Raw genomic sequence first — 20,704 nt, forward strand, 5'->3', positions numbered from 1 at the left:
AGAGCGCACGGCCGGGCGCACGGCCACACGGCGGGAGCACGGTTCGGGGCGTGCGCCCCGGGTGCCCACTCCGGGCCGACGGTGCATACGGACAACAATCCCGCCATACGGAAGTAGGGGCCTTAACGCTTGGGAGGCGGGGAACTACGCTGGGTTTACGAAATGCCGGGCGCCTATGCCCCGGCGGCGTCTGCGTTCCGCGTGTGACGAGGGGTGGCGCATGTCCAGGGAGCTCCGCGAGCCCAACGAGAAGCTCGGCGCCGTCCTCGCCCTCGCCGGCATCAGCAACGCCGGCCTGGCCAGGCGGGTCAACGACCTCGGCGCGCAGCGCGGTCTGACGCTGCGCTACGACAAGACCTCGGTCGCGCGGTGGGTGTCGAAGGGGATGGTGCCGCAGGGCGCGGCGCCGCACCTGATCGCCGCGGCCATCGGGGCGAAGCTGGGGCGGCCGGTGCCGCTGCACGAGATCGGCTTGGCGGACGCCGACCCGGCGCCGGAGGTCGGACTGGCCTTCCCGCGCGACGTCGGGGCGGCGGTGCGTTCGGCGACGGACCTGTACCGGCTGGATCTGGCGGGGCGGCGCGGGGGTGGCGGGATCTGGCAGTCGCTCGCGGGTTCCTTCTCGGTGTCGGCGTACGCGACGCCCGCGTCGCGGTGGCTGATATCTCCCGCCGACAGCTCGGTGGCGCGGGAACCCGCCACGCCGGCGCAGCACCAGCCGCGGGGCACGGACCCGGCGCAGACACCGCCGCCGCAGACGCAGGCCCCGACGCAGGGGCAGCCTTCCCAGGCTCCGTCATCGTCACCGTCGCCGCTCGCGCAGCAGGCGCACCTCCAGGCCCACCCGTCGCCGCGGGGTGCGCGGCACGGCGCGCCGCAGGTCCCGTCGTCCTCCGCCGCCGCGCCCGGAGGCGCCGCGGGCTCCCGGCCGTCCGCCCCGCCCCGGCAGTCGGCCGCCGTCCCCGCGCAGGGCCTTGTGCCCGGCCGGCCCGTACCCGAAACGGGGCAGCCGCGATCGGAGCGGGCGGGCGCGGCGTCCGCCCCCGCGGCGCCCTCCCCGGCCCCGACGCCCGCCGTGCTCACCGGCCTCGGGACGGACGCCTCCCCGCAGCGCGTGGGCCACAGCGACGTGACGAAGCTGCGCGAGGCGGCCGAGGACGCGCGCCGCTGGGACTCCAAGTACGGCGGCGGCGACTGGCGTTCGTCGATGGTGCCCGAGTGCCTGCGGGTGGACGCGGCGCCGCTGCTGCTGGGCTCCTACACGGACGAGGTGGGGCGCGCGCTGTTCGGCGCGACCGCCGAGCTGACCCGGCTCGCGGGCTGGATGGCCTTCGACACCGGCCAGCAGGAGGCGGCCCAGCGCTACTACATCCAGGCGCTGCGCCTGGCCCGCGCGGCCGCCGACGTACCGCTGGGGGGTTACGTCCTGGCCTCCATGTCCCTCCAGGCCACCTACCGCGACTTCCCCGACGAGGGCGTGGACCTCGCGCAGGCCGCGGTCGAACGCAACCGGGGCCTGGCCACCGCCCGCACCATGAGCTTCTTCCGGCTCGTCGAGGCCCGCGCGCACGCCAAGGCGGGCGATTCGGCCGCCGCCGGCGCCGCGCTGCGGGCGGCCGAAGGGTGGCTGGAACGCTCGCGGGAGGGCGACGCGGATCCGACCTGGCTGGGTTTCTACTCGTACGACCGTTTCGCGGCCGATGCGGCGGAATGCTACCGGGACCTCAAACTGCCCCGTCAGGTCCGCCGGTTCACCGAGCAGGCCCTGTCCCGCCCGACCGAGGAGTACGTGCGCTCGCACGGGCTGCGGCTGGTGGTGAGCGCGGTCGCCGAGCTGGAGTCGGGCAACCTCGACGCGGCCTGCGCGGCCGGCACCCGGGCCGTGGAGGTCGCGGGCCGGATCTCCTCGGCGCGCACGAACGAGTACGTACGGGACCTGCTGCACCGGCTCGAACCGTACGGGGACGAACCGCGCGTCGCGGAGCTGCGCGAGCGGGCGCGGCCGCTGCTGGTGGCCCCCGCGTAGCCGAGCTGTCGGTGGCGGGGTGCACTATGCAGGGGTGGGAGGTGTCAGCGTGGACTGCGACGTGCTGGTGATCGGGGGCGGGATCGTCGGCCTGTCGACCGCGCATGCCCTGTCACGGCTGGCTCCGGGGACCCGGGTGACGGTGCTGGAGAAGGAGCCCGGCCCGGCCCGGCACCAGACGGGCCGCAACAGCGGGGTGATCCACAGCGGGATCTACTACCGCCCGGGATCGCTGAAGGCGCGCTTCGCGGTGAGCGGGGCCGCCGAGATGGTGAAGTTCTGCGCGGAGCACGACATCCCGCACGAGGTCACGGGCAAGCTGATCGTGGCCACGGAGCGGTCGGAGCTCCCGCGCCTGCACTCGCTCGTCCAGCGCGGCCGGGAGAACGGCATCCCGGTGCGCGAGCTGGGCCCGGCGCAGATCGCCGAGTACGAACCGGAGATCCGCGGCCTGGCCGCGATCCACGTCGCCACCACCGGCATCGTCGACTACGGACGGGTGGCCGCGCAGCTGGCGGAGTCCTCGGGGGCCGAGGTGCTCTACGGCGCGGAGGTCGACCTGATCTCCCGCCGCCCCTCCGCCGTCGCGGTGCGCACCACCTCCGGGCAGGTCCTGCGGGCCCGGGTCCTGGTGAACTGCGCGGGCCTGCAGTGCGACCGCGTCGCCCGCCTGGCCGGGGACGACCCGGGCATGCGGATCATCCCCTTCCGGGGCGAGTACCACGACCTGGCCCGCCCCGACCTGGTCCGGGGCCTCGTCTACCCGGTGCCGGACCCGGCGTTCCCCTTCCTCGGGGTGCACCTGACGCGCGGCATCGGCGGCGGCGTCCACGTCGGACCGAACGCCGTGCCCGCGCTGGCCCGGGAGGGCTACGGCTGGAGCACGGTCCGGCCGCGCGACCTCGCGACCGAGGCGGCCTGGCCGGGCACCTGGCGCATGGCCTCGCGGCACTGGCGGTACGGGGCCGGGGAGATCCGGCGCTCCCTGTCGAAGCGGGCCTTCACCGAGGCGGTACGCCGACTGCTGCCCGCCGTCACCGAGGCGGACCTGACGCCCGCCGAGGCAGGGGTGCGCGCCCAGGCCGTGCTGCGGGACGGCACCCTGGTCGACGACTTCCTCATCCGCGAGGCGCCGCGCACGGTGCACGTGCTCAACGCCCCCTCCCCCGCGGCGACCGCGTCCCTGCCGATCGGCCGCGAGATCGCCGGCCGCGCCCTGGCCGCCCTGCGCGCCTGACGCTCCGGAACCACGCCCGGCCCAGGGACGCGCGGGGCCGGCCCGGTCGCCGCGCACCGCCGGGAACCGCCCGGGACCGCGGGGAACCACGGGAGACGGCCCGGCCCCGCCGGAGACGTCGGCCCCGCGGAAGACCGTCCGGCCCCGCCCAGGACCACCGGAAACCACCCGGCCCCGCCGGAAACCACCGGAGACGGCCGGGGGCCCGGCCCGGCCCCACCGGCCCGGTCCGCCGCGCACCGTCCGCCCCGCCAAGGCCCGGCGCGCCCCGACCCGCCGGGGCAGCGGGCCCGGGGAGGGCCGCGTCGTAGAATCTCCGCATTGTGTCTGAGTCCCCGAACCCCCAGCCCAGCCTCCCCGACAGCGCGCCGGAGGCGACCGCGTACGTGCCCCCCAAGTGGCGCACCGAGCCCCGTTTCCCCGACGGCCCCGCGCCCGACCCGGCCGGCTCGCACCACGAGCGCCGCATCCGCAGCTTCCAGCCGCGCCGCAGCCGGGTGACCACCGGCCAGGGCGAGGCGCTGAAGCGGCTCTGGGGCACCTGGGGCCTCGACATCGACGGCCACGAGGTCATCGACCTCAAGGAGATGTTCGACGGCCTGCCCGTGGTCCTGGAGATCGGCTTCGGCATGGGCGAGGCCACCGCCCAGATGGCCGCCGCCGACCCGGGCACCGGCGTCCTCGCCGCCGACGTCCACACCCCCGGTCAGGGCAACCTGCTCGCCCTCGCGGAGCGCGCCGGCCTGACCAACGTCCGCGTGGCGAACGGCGACGCGATCATCCTGCTCCGCGAGATGCTCCCGCCGGACTCCCTCGCCGGTCTGCGCGTGTACTTCCCGGACCCGTGGCCGAAGGCCCGCCACCACAAGCGGCGGCTGATCCAGCCCGAGTTCCTCGACCTGGCCGCGACCCGACTGGCGCCCGGCGCGATCCTGCACTGCGCGACCGACTGGGAGCCGTACGCCGAGCAGATGCTCGAAGTCCTCACGGCGCACCCGCGGTTCGAGAACACCCAGGCCGACGGCGGCTACGCGCCGCGCCCCGACTTCCGTCCGCTGACCCGCTTCGAGGGACAGGGCCTGGACAAGGGGCACGTCGTCCACGACCTGCTGTTCGCACGTACGGACGAGGCCTCCCCCGAGCCGACGCGGTAACCGCGAACGTCACTCCCGGTGTCCGACCCGCTCGGTAGGGTCATCATGTGTTCCGAGCGCTCCGTGGTGTGCTCGCACGCCCGTCGGGCAGGGCCCGGACGTGCGTGCTGGTCATCCTGCTCACCGCGACGGGGATCGCGATCCTCGAACTCGTCCGGGAGCAGACCGGTACCCCCGGCTTCTTCGTCGGCCTGGGTCTGGCCCTGTTGCCGGTGCCGCCCCTGATGGCGGCCTTCCGGTGGCTGGGCCGGGCCGCGCCCGGCCCGTGGCGGCGGCTGCTGCTCTGCTTCGGGTGGGGGGCGTGCACCGCCGCGTTGATCGCGATACTGGCCAACAGCTTCGCCACGGACTGGATCGCGGCGGCCACCGCCGACCCCTCGAACGCCGACCACCTCGGCTCGGTGGCCATCGCCCCCGTCGTGGAGGAGACCGCGAAGGCGGCGGCGCTGCTCATCGTCTTCGTCCTGCGAAGACGGCAGTTCACCGGCCCCGCCGACGGGTTCGTGATCGCCGGGTTCACCGCGACCGGCTTCGCCTTCACCGAGAACATCCTCTACCTGGGCAACGCCTTCGACGAGGACCGGGCGAGCGGCACCGGGGTGCTGGACTCCGTGACCGCGGCGACGTTCTTCGTACGGGCGGTCATGTCCCCGTTCGCGCACCCGCTGTTCACCGTGCTGACCGGGCTCGGCTTCGGCGCCGCCGCGCTCGCCGTCGGCCGGGTCCGCAGGGTCGGCCTGCCGCTGCTGGGCCTGGCCCTGGCCATGGGCGCGCACGCCCTGTGGAACGGTTCCTCCCACTTCGGGGAGCACGGGTTCTACGTGGTCTACGGCTGCGTGATGGTCCCGGCGTTCGGGCTGCTGCTGTGGCTCGCGGTGCGCATCCGGCGCCACCGACTGCGCGCCGTCGCCGCCGAGCTGGCGGTGTACGCGCACGCGGGTTGGCTCCGGCCGGCGGAGGTGCCGGCCCTGGCCTCGGTGCCGGCCCGCTCGCTGGCGCGGGCCCTGGCCCGCCGCACCGGTGGCCGCCCCGCCGCCCGGGCGGTGTCCCGGTACGCGGCGGACGCCGCCGCCCTGGCCCTGCTGCGCCGGCACGCCCGCCACGCGGGTCCGGGCGAGGAGGCCGACTTCGTGGCGCGGGAGCGGGAGTTGCTGGAGTCGCTGTGGCGGCGCCAGGCGACGGCCTCGCCCGCGCTGGCCCGGGCGGCGGTCCTGGAGGAGCTGCTGCCCCCGCGCCCCCACCCTCCGCTCGCGCCCCCGGCACCGGCACCGACACCGACACCCGCGAGGGTCCCGGGTCCGGCCGCGGCCGTCGTACGCGCGCCCGCGGCGCTCCTGCCGGCCCCCCGGCGGGCGGAGTTCGCGGACCTCACCGCGGGCCCGTGAGCGGAAGCGGGTCAAGACCGGGGCGTACCCGGGCCTCGGACCCGGGCCCGAACGCGGTGCGTGCGGTTCAGACGCTCAGGCCCTTGGAGTTCAGCCAGGCCAGCGGGTCGACGGTGGAGCCGCCCTTGCGGACCTCCAGGTGCAGGTGCGCGCCGGTGACGTTGCCGGTCGCGCCGACCCGGCCGATGGTGTCGCCCGCGCCGACGGAACCGGAGGTCACGGACATCGAGGAGAGGTGGCAGTACCAGACCTCGGTGCCGTCGCTCAGCTGGAGCACGATCCGGTAGCCGTAGGCGCCGGACCAACCGGCGGAGATGACCTTGCCCGCGCCGACGGCCTTGACCGGGGTGCCCGTCGGGGCCGCGAAGTCCAGGCCCGTGTGGTAGCCGGAGGACCACATGGAGCCGGCGACCCCGTAGTGCGAGGTGAGCGTGTACGCGGAGGTCGGCAGGACGTAGGCGCCCGTGGACTTCCCACCGCCCGTGGAGCCCCCGCCGGAGCCGGCGGCCGGCTTCGCCTCGGCCTGTGCGGCGGCGGCCTGTTCCGCGGCCGCCTTGTCGGCCTCGGCCTTCTCGGCGGCGGCCTTCTCGGCCGCCGTGCGGATCTCCTCGGCCTCCTTGTCGGCGGCCTCCTTCTGGCCGCGGGCCTCCTGGGCGGCGGCGTCGCGCGCGGCCCGCTCGGCGTCCGCGCGGGCCTGGGCGTCGAGGGTGTCCTGCTGCGATTCGGCCTGGAGGAGGATGCGGTTGCGCAGCGCCTCCCCGGCGTCGGCCTGGGACCGCTCCCGGTCCTCGGCCTGCCGCGCGGCCTCCGCGGTGCGCGCGGCGCCCGTGCCGGCGTCGTCTGCGTCCTTGTCCTGACCGCCGTCGCCGAGCAGGTCGGGGAGCGAGGGCACGGATATGGCGACCTGGGGGCGGTCCTGAGCGGTCGCGATGCCGCCGGCGCCGACGGCGGCGATCACGCCGACACCGAGCACGGTGGAGCTGCGGGCGAGTCCCCCGCGGGGCTTGAGGACGCGGTGCTTGCCGCGCGGGGGCCGCGCGGAGTCCTCGGTGGGGTTCCACTCGCCCCAGGCTCCGCCGGTGGGCGTCTCCTGGACGTCTGTGCCGTCAGGGGCAGGCGAGTTGGAGGCCACGGGGGCACACTCCTCAAAGGGGGGAACGCGCACGGTGCCGTCTCTTGCGACGGCTGGGACGACCGCGCTGCGTTATCGAACGGTAATAGACGCGGGGGAGTGATTCCAAGCTGTTGCGACTGATCGTTAACGTCAATCAGCCACTCATCGCGCATCTTTGGCCTGGACATTCAGTACATTGACCGAACAACTCCCGCAAAAAGAAGCGGAATCATGGCTCACTTCAGCCACACAGGCTTAATGACGATCCGTCAAGTACCTTGCTCAGCGCACCCCGTACGCTACGCAGCGTGAGGTGATCTAGGTCTCGTCCCGCCGCACCACCGGGACGGTCCGCCGGCGAGCCGGCTGCCCCTCCCCCGGACGACCCACCGCCAGCAGCGCCATGTCGTCGGTCGCCCCGCCGCCCGTGTGCCGGCGCACGTCGGTGCTCAGCGCGTCGAGCAGGGCGTCCGGCCCCGGGAAGACCCGCCCCCGCAGCCGGGCGGCCGGGTCGTAGAAGACCCCGGCCGCGTCCCGCGCCTCCGTCAGCCCGTCCGTGAACAACAACAGCGTGCTGCCCGCCGGGAAGGGCCACTGCCGGACCCGGTCCACCGATCCCGCCGACAGCTCCCCCAGCCCCAACGGCAACGCCGGCTCGCGCGGGGCCAACACCACCAGCGCGCCGTCCGCGTGCAACAACAGCGGCTCCGGATGCCCCCGGTTGACCAACCGCAACGCCTCCGCCCCCGGAGGGACCTCCCCGAGCACGCACGTCGTGAACCCCTCCACCGCGTCCAACCCGTCCCGCCGGCCGCCCTCACGGGCCAGGGCGCGCTCCAGGCGCCCCGCGAGGCCCTCCAGGGTCTCCTCGGTGTCCGCAGCCTCCCGGAAGGCCCCCAGCACCACGGCGACGGCCTCCACCGCCCCCAGCCCCTTGCCCCGTACGTCGCCCACCGCGAGCCGAACCCCGTACGGGGTGTCCTGGACGGCGTAGAAGTCCCCGCCGATGAAGGCGTCGGCCTGGGCTGCCTCGTAGCGGGCGGAGACGTGCAACCCGGAGATCCGTTCCGCCGGCGTCGGCAGCACGGCCCGCTGGGCGGCCTCGGCGATCTCGCGCGCCGAGGCGAGCCGCTCGCCGCTGCGCCGCACGACCCGGTTGATCAGCAGGGCCAGTACCGACACCGTGAGGACGGTCACCAGCTCGGTCAGCGCCTCCGCCTTGCCGCTGCTGCCGTTGTGGACGTGCAGGCCGACCACGGTCGCCGAGGCGGCGAGCCCCGTCAGGGCCGTCGCCCACAGCGAGAACAGCGGCGCCGCGATCAGCGGAGCCGCCGAGAAGAAGGGGGAGCCCGTGAAGCTCGGCGGAGTGGACAGGTCGAAGATCAACCCGAGCACGATGAGGGTCATCGGCAGGATCCGGACCACCCTCCGGGCCCGGCCTCCCGCGAGGCCGCGCGCGTCGCTTCCCTGCCGGCCCAGCCCCACCACGCCGTCTCCTGCCGCCCGGTCCCGCCTCGCCCCCTCCAGGCTGGCGGCACCGACCCCCCGCGGCGACCCGACCGGGCCGATCGGGTGAGGGCGACGCGCGGCACACCCCGGAGAACGCCCGCGAACACGACGAAGGCCCGGTTCCATTCAAGGAACCGGGCCTTCGTCTTCAGTAGCGGGGACAGGATTTGAACCTGCGACCTCTGGGTTATGAGCCCAGCGAGCTACCGAGCTGCTCCACCCCGCGTCGGTGAACCCAACTCTACGTCATCCGGGGGACGCCCTGCGCCAATTACCGCCCCGGACACCCCCGCGAGGGGCATCACCGCAGGTCACAGCCCTGAAATGCGAAAACGAAGGCCGGCGGTCGGCAGCGGTTCGAAGCCGGCGGCGCCCCGACGGACCGGCTGCCGTCCCCTCCGTCGCGCACCACTTCCCGGCCGGCGGCCCCGACCGCGCCCGCCGTACGGACGGCCCCGGGATCCCGCGGGAGCCCGTGGCGCGCGCCCCGCGCCCCGCACGGCGCCGCCGGCGCCCCGCGGCCGGTCCCGGCCGCGACGGGCCGTCGTGGGGTCCCTGCCGCACACGAGGAAGCGCCCCACCCGAGGAACTCGGATGGGGCGCTCGTTCGCAGGTCAGGGGGAAGTCCCCCCGGCCCGCGGGTGGTAGGCCATGTCGGACTCGAACCGACAACCAACGGATTAAAAGTCCGCTGCTCTGCCAATTGAGCTAATGGCCCTCCACGTGCTCACCCCAGAGCATAGCCGGAGAGGGGCTCCTGGCCGATCGGGTATCGCCGGGTGTGGCTGAGGCGGTTTCCCGCCAATGGGTGGGCACGGGGCCAAACGGGCCGGAAACGGGCTCGGCCCCCACCGCACCGAGGTGCCGTGGGGGCCGAGGGAGCGTCAGAAGGCGCTCAGAGATCAGCCGTTGCGCTTCCAGCGCGGCTTGTCGTCGCGACGGCCGCCGAAGGAGCCACCGGAGCCGGACGGACGGTTGTCGTCACGACGGCCGTAGGGGCGGTCGCCGGCGCCACCGGAGCGGAAGCCACCCGACGGACGGTCGTCGCGGCGGAAGCCGCCACGGTCGCCACCGCGGTCGTCACGGTTGAAGCCACCCGACGGACGGTCGTCACGACGGAAACCACCACGGTCACCACCGCGGTCGTCACGACGGTCACCACCCGAGCGGAAACCACCCGACGGACGGTCGTCGCGGCGGAAGCCACCACGGTCGCCACCGCGGTCGTCACGGTTGAAGCCACCCGACGGACGGTCGTCACGACGGAAACCACCACGGTCACCGCCACGGTCGTCACGACGGTCACCACCGGAACGGAATCCACCCGACGGACGGTCGTCACGACGGAAACCACCACGGTCACCACCGCGGTCGTCACGGTTGAAGCCACCCGACGGACGGTCGTCACGACGGAAACCACCACGGTCACCACCGCGGTCGTCACGACGGTCACCACCCGAGCGGAAACCACCCGACGGACGGTCGTCGCGGCGGAAGCCACCACGGTCACCGCCACGGTCGTCACGGCGGTTGTCGCGACGCTCGTAGTTGCCGCGGTCGTCACGGCGCTCGAAGGTGCGCTCCTGGACGACGGGCTCGGCCGCGACGGCGGCGGCGAGCTCGGCCTCGGCGGCCTCCACGACCTCGGCGACGGCGGCCTCCGGGTCCTCGCCGCGCTCACGGGCGGAGCGGGCGACGAGGCGGTCGGCCTCCTCGCGCAGCTCGGCGGCGCGACGGGTCGCGCGCTCCAGCTGCTTGGTGAGGTCGGCGACGTCGCGCTCGGCCTGCTTGGCGGCGTTGTTCGCCGAGTCGGCCTGGACCTCGGTGAGCGAACGCGCACCGGTGATCTCGGCGACCTCCGGGTCGAAGGCGCCGGCGCCCTGGACGATGTGGCGCGAGGCGTCGACGCCCGCGTCCTCCATCAGGCGGAAGATCTGGCGGCGCTGGTGCGGCAGGGCCAGGGAGACCACGACGCCCGACTTGCCTGCGCGGGCGGTACGGCCCGAGCGGTGCAGGTAGTCCTTGTGGTCGCCGGCCGGGTCCACGTTCAGGACCAGGTCGATGCCGTCGACGTGGATGCCGCGGGCGGCGACGTCGGTGGCGACGAGCGCGTTGACGTAGCCGTCCTTGAAGTCCGCGAGGACGCGGGTACGGGCGCCCTGGGTCATGCCGCCGTGCAGCGCGTCGGCCTTCACGCCGGCCTCGACGAGCTGCTCGGCGATGCGGTCGGCGCCCAGCTGGGTGCGGACGAAGATGATGGTGCGGCCCTTGCGGGCGGCGATGGCGGCCGTGACGGGCGCCTTGTCCTTCGGCTTCACGACGAGGACGTGGTGCGTCATGGTCGTGACGTTGCCCTGGGCGCTGTCGACCTCGTGGCTGACCGGGTTGGTCAGGTAGCGCTTGACCAGCGTGCCGATCTCGTTCTCCATGGTCGCGGAGAAGAGCATGCGCTGACCGCCGGCCGGGACCTGGTCGAGCAGCTCGGTGACCTCGGGCAGGAAGCCCAGGTCGGCCATCTGGTCGGCCTCGTCGAGGACGGCGACCTCGACGTTCTCCAGGGAGCAGGCGCCGCGGTTGATGATGTCGCGCAGACGGCCCGGGGTGGCGACGAGGATGTCGACGCCGCGCTCCAGGGCGTAGATCTGGTTGCCCATGGACGTACCGCCGCAGACGACCTTCATCTTCAGGCCGAGCACGTCGCCGTAGGGCTGGAGGGCGTCCGCGACCTGCATCGCGAGCTCGCGGGTCGGGGTGAGGATGACCGCGCGGGGCTTCTTCTTGTCGGTGTGACCGCCGGCGAGGCGCGCCAGGGTCGGCAGACCGAAGGAGAGGGTCTTGCCGGAGCCGGTGCGGCCGCGGCCGAGGATGTCCTTGCCGGCCAGGGCGTCCGGGATGGTCGCCGCCTGGATCGGGAAGGGGGTGGTGACGCCGTTCTGCGCGAGCTTGCGCACGACGCCCTCGGGCAGACCGAGGTCCGCGAAGGTCACCGTGGGCTCGGCGTCGGCGTCGCCGTCTTCGTCGTTCACGTCGCCGGAGACATCGGCCTCGAGGGCCTCGATGATCTCGTCCGCCTCGATGGCCTCCATGGCCTCGGTGACCGCGAGGGTCTCGGCGTCGACGATGTCGTTGGTGTCGTTCTCGGGCATGACGGAACGGTCAGAACTGGAAATGGACATGCGAAATGCGAAACCTTCCGGAGTCTCGGCACGCGCCCAAACTCCGTGAATCGCAAATCGACCGCCTCAATGCGGTCAGCCACGGCTAGGGAGAGTACGCGCCACACGGCGCTCTTCGGATTCGGCGCCGGGCAATGGGATCAAACGATCTATAACCATACGCACCCTCCTGGGGGTCTGGCAAGTTCCACTCGGCCAAACCCCCCTGAGCTGCGCAAACGTTCCGCCCGCGAGGGCGGGACCGGCGGGAGGAACCGGCACGAACCCGCCCGGAACTAGACGGTCGCCCCCTGCCCGGCGGTCGGTTCCGGGCCCGGCGGAGTCGGCTCGGGCGGAGTGGGTTCCGTCACAGGCGGGGTCGGCTCCACCACCGGCGGAGTGGTGGCCGAGCCTCCGGATCCACCCGATCCGGAGCCCGAGCCCGCGCCCCCGCCGGAACCCGACCCGGACCCCGAGCCCGAGCCCGCGCCCCCGCCGGAACCCGACCCGGACCCCGAGCCGGAACCCGAGCCGCCGGACCCCGAACCTCCACCGGAACCCGAGCCGCCGCCGGACGGCACCTGCCCCTGCCCGCCGGCCCCGCCGCCGGGGCCCGCCGAGGGCGAGGGCTGCCCGGGCCTGCCCACCGGGGCGCCGGGGCTGGGAGAGGCCCCGGTCGCACCGGAGGCCCGGCCCGGCTCACCGGCCTTGCCCTCCTGGTTGCCCGTCGCGTCCTTGAGCCCCTGCCCGTTGCCGTGGATCCCCGAGCCGCGCCCGACGGCCGCGCCGCCACCCGCGGCGGCCCCCTTGCCGCCCGCCGAACTCGCCGGCGCCGGCTTCGCGGCGTCCTCGCCGACGCTCATGCAGCCCGCGGTGGCCGCGACCGCGAGGGCGGAGACGGCGAGTCTGAGGGAAGCGGACAAAGGGCGCACGGGGTACCTCCGGGGACACGGCGGCGGGGTCCGCGATGGGCGGGTCAATGAGCCCAACTCCCTTTACCCCGTAAGAGACACGCCCTTACCCGAACAGCTGCCGCGCCACCCGCGCACCGAGGTGCACGGCCCCCAGCCCGACCAGCACCGACGCCAGCACGTTCGCCGCGGCGAGGAAACCCCGACCGCGCTCGGCCAACCGCAGGGTCTCGTAGGAGAACGTCGAGTAGGTGCTCAGCGCCCCGCACAGGCCGGTGCCGATCAGCAGGCCCGCCGAAGAGGGGCCCCCGGCGCCCGCGCCGCCCGCCAGGCCGGCCCCGGCCAGGCCCCCCAGCAGCAGGCAGGCGAAGGCGTTCACCGTGAAGGTCCCCCAGGGGAAGAGGGAGTCGTCGCGGGCCTGCACCGCCCGGTCGGTCAGGTAGCGCAGCGGGGCCCCGACCGCCGCCCCGGCGAGCACCAGCAGCCAGTTCACCGCGGACCGCCCCCTCCGGCTCCCGGCGCCGGACCGGCCGAGGGCGCCGACCCGACCGCCCGGCGGGTCAGCGTCGCCGCCGCCCATACGGCGCCCAGCGCGCCGACGACGGTGAGCGCGGCGTAGGCCAGGGCGCGGCCCGCCGCGCCGTCGTCGAGCAGCCGCGAGAAGTCGAGCGCGTAGGCGGAGAAGGTGGTGAAGCCGCCGAGCACCCCGGTCCCGGCGAAGGGGCGCACCAGGGGGTGGGCCCGCCGGTCGCCCTCGGCGACCAGCACCATGAGCACGCCGATGAGCGCGCAGCCGACGACGTTGATCCACAGGGTCGTCCACGGGAAGGCCCCGGGGCCTTCCGCGGGCCACAGCAGCCCTGCCCCGTAGCGGGCCGCGGCGCCCACCGCGCCGCCCGCCGCGACGGCGGCGAGCACCGGGACCGGCGGCTCGGCGCGCTGCGCGGGCACGCGCAGGTCGACGTCGGGGTCGACGGGTCCCTCGGCGGATCCCTCGGCGGATCCCTCCGGGGGACCCTCGGCGGGTCCGTCGGCGGGTCCCTCCACCGGCCCCTCCGCGGGCCCGCCGGACGGGCCGGGGCTCACCCGTAGCCCAGCGCGTGCAGCCGTTCGTCGTCGATGCCGAAGTGATGGGCGATCTCGTGCACCACCGTCACCTCCGTCTCGGCGACCACGCTCTCCCGGTCCTCGCACATCCGCAACGTGGGGTTCCGGTAGATCGTGATGCGGTCCGGGAGGACGCCGGCGTACCACTCGCCGCGCTCGGTGAGGGGAGTCCCCTCGTACAGCCCGAGCAGCTCGGGGTCGTCGGCCGGGGGTTCGTCCTCGACGAACACCGCGACGTTGTCCATCAGCCGCGTGAGCTCCGGCGGGATCCGGTCCAGGGCCTCTGCGACGAGCTCCTCGAACTCCTCGCGCGTCATCTCCAGCACCCGGCCATTGTCGCTCCGGGGGAAACCGTTTTGGCGATACCTCCTCCGATCCCATATGCTTCTCACGTCCCCGACGCGCTGAAAAGTGCCCGGCGGGCCTTTAGCCCTCATCGTCTAGTGGCCCAGGACGCCGCCCTTTCAAGGCGGTAGCACGGGTTCGAATCCCGTTGGGGGTACGCAACACCATGTGCAAGACTTGCTCTTGCACAAACCAGGTCCTGTGGAGCAGTTGGTTAGCTCGCCACCCTGTCAAGGTGGAGGTCGCGGGTTCAAGTCCCGTCAGGATCGCTGAGGCTGGAAACAGTCTCGTGGCTGGGTAGCTCAGTTGGTACGAGCGATCGCCTGAAAAGCGATAGGTCGCCGGTTCGACCCCGGCCCCAGCCACAGAAGGAAGGCCCCGTCCATCGGACGGGGCCTTCCGCGTTCACCCGCCCGCTTCGGTCCCCCGCTCGGCGCGGACCGCGCGCCGCCACCGGCCCAGGCCGAAGACCAGGGCTCCGGCGGCGATCAGGGCGAGCAGCGCCCAGTCCGGTACGGCGTCCGCGAAGGAGCCCACCCAGCGCTCGACGGCGTACGAGTCGTCCACGTCCAGCAGGCCCGGCAGGGCGCTCGCGCCGTCGTACGCCAGGAACAGCGCGCCCAGGGTGATGAAGAAGAGCCCGGACAGCAGCGAGGTGGTGTGCAGTTCGAGGCGGCCCAGGCGCAGCGGGCGGCCGCGCAGCCAGCGCCTGCGGCCCAGGTCGAAGCGCTCCCACAGCAGGGCCAGGACGAACAGCGGTACGGCCATGCCGAGCGCGTACGCCGCCAGCAGCAGGCCGCCGTAGACGGGGCTCCCGCTGACCGCCGCGACCGTGAGGACGCTGCCCAGGATCGGGCCCGCGCAGAAGCCGGCGAGGCCGTAGACGGCGCCGAGGGCGTACACGGACAGGGCGGTGGTCGGGCGGATCCGGCCGGAGGCCTCGGACAGCCGGCGGGAGGCGAAGCCGAGGCCGAGGATCTGGGCGAGGCCGAGGGCGATGATCAGCCAGCCGCCGACGAGGACGAGGGCCTCGCGGTTGCCGTGGAAGAAGCGGCCCGCGTACGAGCCCGCCGCGCCCAGGGGCACGAGGGTGGTGGCGAGGCCCGCGTAGAAGATCCCGGTACGGGCCAGGAGGCGGGAGCGGGAGTCGATCGAGTACGCGAAGAAGGCGGGCAGCAGCAGGGCGCTGCACGGGCTGAGCAGGGCGAGGAGGCCGCCCATGAGGGCGGCGAGGTAGCCGATGCCGGTCACGGGCGGGCCGCCCCCTTCGCGCCGGCCTCGGCCTTCGCGCGCTCGATGGCGGCGGTGAAGGTCTCCAGGGGCTGGGCGCCGGCGACGGGGCGGCCGTCCACGAGGAAGGAGGGGGTGGAGCGGACGCCGATGCGGTAGCCCTCGTCCTGGTCCTTCTTGAGGGCGGCGGTGGCGGCCTCGCCGGTGAGGTCGGCCTTGAACCGCTCCAGGTCGGGGACGCCGGCCTGGCGGGCGAGTTCGACGAGGCGTTCCTCGCCGAAGCCCTTCTCCTTGGCGCCCTCGGCGTACGCGGCTTCGTGGAAGGCGGCGAACCTGTCCTGCTGCCCGGCCGCCCAGGCGGCCTTGGCGGCGGCCTCGGACTCGGCGCCGAAGATCGGGAAGTTGCGCCACTCGATGCGCAGGGTGCCGTCCTCGACGTACTTCCTCACCAGCTCGGGTTCGGTGTCGCGGGCGAACTTGGCGCAGTAGCCGCAGCGGAAGTCGGAGTACTCGATGAGGACGACGGGGGCGTCGGGGCGGCCCACGGCGAGCTTGTCGCCCGCTTCGCGGCGGGCGAGGGCCTTCAGCTCGGCGGCGGGGCCGCTGTCGGACCCGGCGGCGGCCGAGGAGCCGGCGGAGGTGTCGGTGCGCCGCTCTTCGGGGGCGGTGGCCTGCCAGGAGACGAGGCCGAGGGTGACGGCGGCGAGCGCGACCCCGGCGGAGACGAGCAGGGGCTTGCGGGCGGAGGAGGGCATGCGGGGGCTCCGGTGCTGTGGAGGAGGGAAGAGGGGTACGGCGGTGCGGGGCCGTACTCCTAGACCCGCAGCACGGACAGCTCCAGGGGGCCGGGCGCGGGACGCACGGGTCCGCGTACGAGGACGCGTACGGGCTCCGTCGGCTGCGGGCGCTGCGCCTCGGGGGCGGGGCGGGCGGCCGGGAGCGGCGCGTGGTCGTGGCCGGCGCGGGGCGGGACGGCGGGGGTGTGGTCGCGGGCGGGGGAGCCGGGTGCACAGGCGGGCCCCTGCCCGACGCCCGCGAGGGCCGGCGCGAGGCCGAAGCCCGGCGCGGGGGCCGGGGCGGAGGCGGGGGCCGGCGCGGCGGCCGGGACCCGAGGGGTCTCCGGGGCCCGCGCGACCTCCGCGACCCCCGAGGCCCGCGCGACCCCCGAGGCCCGCGCGACCCCCGAGGCCCGCGCGACCTCCGCGACGTCCCGGGCCTCGACGGCCACCAGAGCCACCGGGAGTACCGGGGCCACCGAGGCCGGTGCGACCACCGGGAACGTCGCGGCCTCCGTGGCCGGCGTGGCCACCGCGAACGCCACGTCCACCGAGGCCGGTGCGACCACCGGGAACGCCGCGGCCGCTGGGGCCGGTGCGGCCGCGGCGGTCGGGGGCAGCGTGCCCAGCAGCACCGCGAGGACGGCCGCCAGGAGGCAGCACACGGAGCGGCGGCGGGACAAGGTGGGCTGCCTCTCACTGGCGCATCGGGGGGACTCGTCCCGAAATGGTACGGGGAGGGACACAAATGCGTTCGCCACCCACAGCACCCAGGTGAGATCCTCGATCAGGTATGTCTACTTCCTTCGCCGCCCTGCAGACGCTTCTCGGTGAGATCTCCCTCCGTGACGCGCACCGCCTCGGCCGCCGCCTCGAAGGCGCCCGCCGCATCCGCAAGCCCGAGGCCAAGCAGGCCGTGCTCGACGAGATCGCAGCGGAGGCCGAGAAGGCCGCCGCGCGACTGGCCGGCCGTGCCTCGCGGATGCCGGAGGTCACGTATCCCGAGAACCTGCCCGTCAGCCAGAAGAAGGACGAGATCGCCGAGGCGATACGCGACCACCAGGTCGTGATCGTCGCGGGCGAGACCGGCTCCGGCAAGACCACGCAGATCCCCAAGATCTGCATGGAGCTGGGGCGCGGTGTCCGGGGCATGATCGGGCACACCCAGCCCCGCCGGATCGCGGCGCGCACCGTCGCGGAGCGGATCGCGGAGGAGCTGAAGTCGGAGATCGGCCAGACGGTCGGCTGGAAGGTCCGGTTCACCGACCAGGTGGACCAGGACGCGACCTTCGTGAAGCTGATGACGGACGGCATCCTGCTCGCCGAGATCCAGACGGACCGCGAGCTGCGCGCCTACGACACGATCATCATCGACGAGGCGCACGAGCGGTCGCTGAACATCGACTTCCTGCTGGGCTACCTGGCGACGCTGCTGCCCAAGCGCCCGGACCTGAAGGTGGTCATCACCTCCGCGACGATCGACCCGGAGCGCTTCTCCCGGCATTTCGGGGACGCCCCGATCGTCGAGGTCAGCGGCCGGACGTATCCGGTGGAGGTGCGCTACCGGCCCCTGCTGGAGGAGGACTCCGAGGAGAGCGACCGCGACCAGATCACGGCGATCTGCGACGCGGTCGACGAGCTCCAGGGCGAGGGCGCCGGCGACATCCTGGTCTTCCTCTCCGGCGAGCGGGAGATCCGGGACACGGCGGACGCGCTGGAGAAGAGGAAGCTGCGCTTCACCGAGGTGCTCCCCCTGTACGCGCGGCTCTCGCACGCCGAGCAGCACCGGGTGTTCCAGCAGCACACGGGTCGGCGGATCGTGCTGGCGACGAACGTCGCCGAGACCTCCCTGACCGTCCCGGGCATCAAGTACGTGATCGACCCGGGCACGGCCCGCATCTCCCGCTACAGCCACCGCACGAAGGTGCAGCGGCTGCCGATCGAGCGGATCAGCCAGGCCAGCGCCAACCAGCGCAAGGGCCGCTGCGGTCGTACGAGCGACGGCATCTGCATCCGGCTGTACTCCGAGGACGACTTCAACGCCCGTCCGGAGTTCACGGACGCGGAGATCCTGCGGACGAACCTGGCCTCCGTCATCCTCCAGATGACCGCCGCGGGGCTGGGGGAGATCGAGAAGTTCCCCTTCATCGACCCGCCGGACCACCGCAACATCCGCGACGGCGTGCAGCTGCTCCAGGAGCTGGGCGCGCTGGACCCGGCCGAGAAGGACCACCGCAAGCGGCTCACCCCGATGGGACGGCAGCTGTCGCAGCTGCCGGTGGACCCCCGGCTGGCCCGCATGGTGGTGGAGGCGGACAAGAACAACTGCGTGCGCGAGGTCATGGTCATCGCGGCGGCGCTGTCCATCCAGGACCCGCGCGAGCGGCCCTCGGACAAGCAGACGCAGGCCGACCAGAACCACGCCCGCTTCAAGGACGAGACCAGCGACTTCCTGTCGTTCCTGAACATGTGGCGCTACGTCCGCGAGCAGCAGAAGGAGCGGGGTTCCTCCTCCTTCCGCCGGATGTGCAAGCAGGAGTACCTGAACTTCCTGCGGATCCGCGAGTGGCAGGACATCTACTCCCAGCTGCGCACGGTCGCCAAGACGATGGGCATCCACGTCAACGAGGCCGACGGTGCCGAGCAGAACATCCACATCTCGCTGCTGGCCGGTCTGCTGTCGCACATCGGTCTGAAGGACACCGACAAGAACGAGTACCTCGGTGCACGCTCGGCGAAGTTCGCGATCTTCCCGGGTTCCTCGCTGTTCAAGAAGCAGCCGAAGTTCCTGATGTCGGCCGAGCTGGTGGAGACCTCGCGGCTGTGGGCGCGGGTGAACGCCAAGGTGGAGCCCGAGTGGGTGGAGCCGCTCGCCCAGCACCTGATCAAGCGCACGTACAGCGAGCCGCACTGGGAGAAGGACCAGGCGGCCGTGATGGCGTACGAGAAGGTGACCCTGTACGGGGTGCCGATCGTCGCCCAGCGGAAGATCAACTACGGGCGGATCGACCCGGAGGTGTCGCGGGAGCTGTTCATCCGCAACGCCCTGGTCGAGGGCGACTGGCGTACGCACCACAAGTTCTACGCCGACAACCGCAGGCTCCTGACCGAGGTCGAGGAGCTGGAGAACCGGGCCCGGCGTCGGGACATCGTGGTCGACGACGAGACCCTCTTCGACTTCTACGACCAGCGCATCCCGGAACACGTGGTGTCGGGGGCGCACTTCGACTCCTGGTGGAAGCACAAGAAGCGCGAGGAGCCCGAACTCCTCGACTTCGAGCGCGAGATGCTGCTCACCGAGAAGGCGGCCGGGGTCACCAAGGCCGACTATCCGGACAGCTGGCGCCAGGGGCAGCTGAAGTTCCGGGTGACCTACCAGTTCGAGCCGGGCACGGACGCGGACGGCGTGACCGTGCACGTCCCGCTCCAGGTGCTGAACCAGGTCACCGACGAGGGCTTCGACTGGCAGATCCCGGGCCTGCGGGAGGAGGTGGTGACGGAGCTGATCCGTTCGCTGCCCAAGCCGATCCGCCGGCACTACGTACCCGCCCCGAACTACGCGACCCGCTTCCTGGCGACGTCCCACCCGCTCCAGGAGCCGCTGACGGTGACGCTCGCCCGCGAGCTGCACCGGATGGTCGGGGTCCCGGTGACGGCCGAGGACTTCGACACCACCCGGATCCCCGAACACCTGAAGATCACCTTCCGGATCGTCGACGAGCGGCGCCGGACGCTCGCCGAGGACAAGGACCTGGAGAGCCTGCGGCTGTCGCTGAAGCCGAAGGCCCGCCAGGCCCTGTCCAAGGCCGCCGCGGCCACCGCCGAGCGCTCGGGCGGGGAGTCGCTGGAGCGCACGGGGCTGACGGACTGGACCATCGGCTCGCTGACGAAGGTCTTCGAGACCCGGCGCGCCGGCCAGCCCGTGAAGGCCTACCCGGCGCTGGTGGACGAGGGGACGAGCGTCTCCGTACGCCTCTTCGACACGGAGGTCGAGCAGCAGCGGGCGATGTGGCTGGGCACGCGCAGGCTGATCCTCCTCAACATCCCGGTGAACCCGGCGAAGTTCGCCTCGGACAAGCTCACCAACCAGCAGAAGCTGGCCCTGTCGCGGAACCCGCACGGTTCCATCCAGGCCCTCTTCGACGACTGCGCGACGGCCGCGACCGACCGGCTGATCGCCGACCACGGCGGGCCGGCCTGGGATGAGGCGGGCTTCCGCCGGCTCTACGAGGCGGTACGCGCCGACCTGGTGGACACGACGGTGCGGACGGTGGGCCAGGTCCAGCAGGTGCTGGCCGCCTGGCAGGCCTGCGAGCGGCGGCTGAAGGCGACCAACAGCCTGGCGCTGATGGCGAACGTCGCGGACGTGAAGCAGCAGCTGGCGGCGCTGATGCCGGCGGGCTTCGTGACGCTGACCGGACTGCGCCGGCTGCCGGACCTGATGCGGTACCTGGTGGCCGCCGACCGGCGCCTCCAGCAGATGCCGACGGGCGCCCAGCGGGACACGACGCGCATGCAGAAGGTCCACGAGATGCGGGACGAGTACCTGTGGCTGCTGGAGCAGTTGCCGCAGGGGCGGCCGGTGCCGGAGACGGTGACGGAGATCCGCTGGATGATCGAGGAACTGCGGGTCAGCTACTTCGCGCACGCGCTCGGGACGGCGTACCCGATCTCCGACAAGCGGATCGTGAAGGCGGTGGACGCGGCGGCGCCGTGATCCGGTTCGACTGCACCCCCTGAGCTGGGGTACAGTCT

General features: G+C 73.5%; 15 protein-coding genes and 5 tRNA genes. 8 read left to right on the forward strand and 12 right to left on the reverse strand.

The features are described 5' to 3' along the window. Positions 1-220: 220 nt before the first annotated feature. The 4 genes from AB0D01_RS26430 (at position 221) to AB0D01_RS26445 (ending at position 5,802) form a co-directional block, all read left to right on the forward strand. Positions 221-2,026, forward strand: coding sequence for a sporulation protein (locus tag AB0D01_RS26430; RefSeq protein ID WP_363059425.1), 1,806 nt, complete (start codon positions 221-223; stop codon positions 2,024-2,026). A 34-nt stretch (positions 2,027-2,060) separates the two neighbouring features. Then, complete coding sequence (gene lhgO / locus AB0D01_RS26435) at positions 2,061-3,263, forward strand: L-2-hydroxyglutarate oxidase (protein ID WP_363059427.1); 1,203 nt, start codon at positions 2,061-2,063, stop codon at positions 3,261-3,263. Between the two features lie 323 nt (positions 3,264-3,586). Further along, a complete protein-coding gene (trmB, locus tag AB0D01_RS26440; RefSeq protein WP_363059429.1) occupies positions 3,587-4,417 on the forward strand; it encodes a tRNA (guanosine(46)-N7)-methyltransferase TrmB in 831 nt (276 codons plus the stop codon). A 47-nt stretch (positions 4,418-4,464) separates the two neighbouring features. Next, positions 4,465-5,802, forward strand: a complete 1,338-nt coding sequence (locus AB0D01_RS26445; RefSeq protein WP_363059431.1) for a PrsW family intramembrane metalloprotease — start codon at positions 4,465-4,467, stop codon at positions 5,800-5,802. A gap of 67 nt (positions 5,803-5,869) precedes the next feature. On the opposite strand, the gene AB0D01_RS26450 is transcribed toward AB0D01_RS26445, so the two are convergent. The 9 genes from AB0D01_RS26450 to AB0D01_RS26490 all read right to left on the reverse strand — a co-directional run bounded on the left by AB0D01_RS26450 (position 5,870) and on the right by AB0D01_RS26490 (position 13,924). After that, positions 5,870-6,934, reverse strand: a complete 1,065-nt coding sequence (locus AB0D01_RS26450; RefSeq protein WP_363059433.1) for a M23 family metallopeptidase — start codon at positions 6,932-6,934, stop codon at positions 5,870-5,872. Positions 6,935-7,234: 300 nt separating this feature from the next. After that, positions 7,235-8,395, reverse strand: coding sequence for a PP2C family protein-serine/threonine phosphatase (locus tag AB0D01_RS26455; RefSeq protein WP_363059601.1), 1,161 nt, complete (start codon positions 8,393-8,395; stop codon positions 7,235-7,237). A gap of 182 nt (positions 8,396-8,577) precedes the next feature. After that, positions 8,578-8,651: transfer RNA gene (locus AB0D01_RS26460), tRNA-Met, on the reverse strand. 416 nt (positions 8,652-9,067) lie between these two features. After that, positions 9,068-9,143 (reverse strand) — tRNA-Lys (locus AB0D01_RS26465). A gap of 184 nt (positions 9,144-9,327) precedes the next feature. Beyond that, positions 9,328-11,571, reverse strand: a complete 2,244-nt coding sequence (locus tag AB0D01_RS26470) for a DEAD/DEAH box helicase (protein WP_363059435.1) — start codon at positions 11,569-11,571, stop codon at positions 9,328-9,330. A gap of 305 nt (positions 11,572-11,876) precedes the next feature. Continuing rightward, a complete protein-coding gene (locus AB0D01_RS26475; RefSeq protein ID WP_363059437.1) occupies positions 11,877-12,503 on the reverse strand; it encodes a hypothetical protein in 627 nt (208 codons plus the stop codon). Between the two features lie 94 nt (positions 12,504-12,597). Next, a complete protein-coding gene (locus AB0D01_RS26480; protein ID WP_363059439.1) occupies positions 12,598-12,984 on the reverse strand; it encodes a CrcB family protein in 387 nt (128 codons plus the stop codon). After that, positions 12,981-13,448: a CrcB family protein gene (locus AB0D01_RS26485; protein WP_363059603.1), complete on the reverse strand. Its 468-nt coding sequence runs from the start codon at positions 13,446-13,448 to the stop codon at positions 12,981-12,983. The genes AB0D01_RS26480 and AB0D01_RS26485 overlap by 4 nt, the downstream gene beginning before the upstream one ends. Before the next feature lie 125 nt (positions 13,449-13,573). Next, complete coding sequence (locus AB0D01_RS26490) at positions 13,574-13,924, reverse strand: metallopeptidase family protein (RefSeq protein ID WP_030225620.1); 351 nt, start codon at positions 13,922-13,924, stop codon at positions 13,574-13,576. A 103-nt stretch (positions 13,925-14,027) separates the two neighbouring features. Here AB0D01_RS26490 and AB0D01_RS26495 point away from each other — a divergent pair. The 3 genes from AB0D01_RS26495 (at position 14,028) to AB0D01_RS26505 (ending at position 14,308) form a co-directional block, all read left to right on the forward strand. Continuing rightward, positions 14,028-14,100: transfer RNA gene (locus tag AB0D01_RS26495), tRNA-Glu, on the forward strand. Between the two features lie 38 nt (positions 14,101-14,138). Beyond that, positions 14,139-14,212: transfer RNA gene (locus tag AB0D01_RS26500), tRNA-Asp, on the forward strand. 22 nt (positions 14,213-14,234) lie between these two features. After that, a tRNA-Phe gene (locus AB0D01_RS26505) sits at positions 14,235-14,308 on the forward strand. 40 nt (positions 14,309-14,348) lie between these two features. Here AB0D01_RS26505 and AB0D01_RS26510 read toward each other — a convergent pair. From AB0D01_RS26510 to AB0D01_RS26520, 3 genes are read right to left on the reverse strand one after another with little or no spacing between them, the layout of a single operon-like run. After that, on the reverse strand, positions 14,349-15,194 hold the full coding sequence (locus AB0D01_RS26510) for a cytochrome c biogenesis CcdA family protein (protein WP_363059441.1): 846 nt from the start codon (positions 15,192-15,194) through the stop codon (positions 14,349-14,351). Next, entirely contained in the window at positions 15,191-15,928 is a 738-nt protein-coding gene (locus AB0D01_RS26515) for a thioredoxin domain-containing protein (protein ID WP_363059442.1), read from the reverse strand. Before AB0D01_RS26515 ends, AB0D01_RS26510 begins: the two co-directional genes overlap by 4 nt. 59 nt (positions 15,929-15,987) lie before the next feature. Beyond that, positions 15,988-16,632: a hypothetical protein gene (locus tag AB0D01_RS26520; protein WP_363059443.1), complete on the reverse strand. Its 645-nt coding sequence runs from the start codon at positions 16,630-16,632 to the stop codon at positions 15,988-15,990. A 110-nt stretch (positions 16,633-16,742) separates the two neighbouring features. On the opposite strand from AB0D01_RS26520, the gene hrpA reads away from it, so the two are divergent. Beyond that, positions 16,743-20,666 carry an ATP-dependent RNA helicase HrpA gene (gene hrpA, locus AB0D01_RS26525; protein ID WP_363059444.1) on the forward strand — a complete coding sequence of 1,308 codons (3,924 nt, stop codon included), beginning with the start codon at positions 16,743-16,745 and terminating at the stop codon, positions 20,664-20,666. The last annotated feature ends 38 nt before the right edge of the window (positions 20,667-20,704 follow it).

It is taken from the genome of Streptomyces sp. NPDC048606, assembly GCF_040650855.1.
GTDB lineage: Bacteria > Actinomycetota > Actinomycetes > Streptomycetales > Streptomycetaceae > Streptomyces.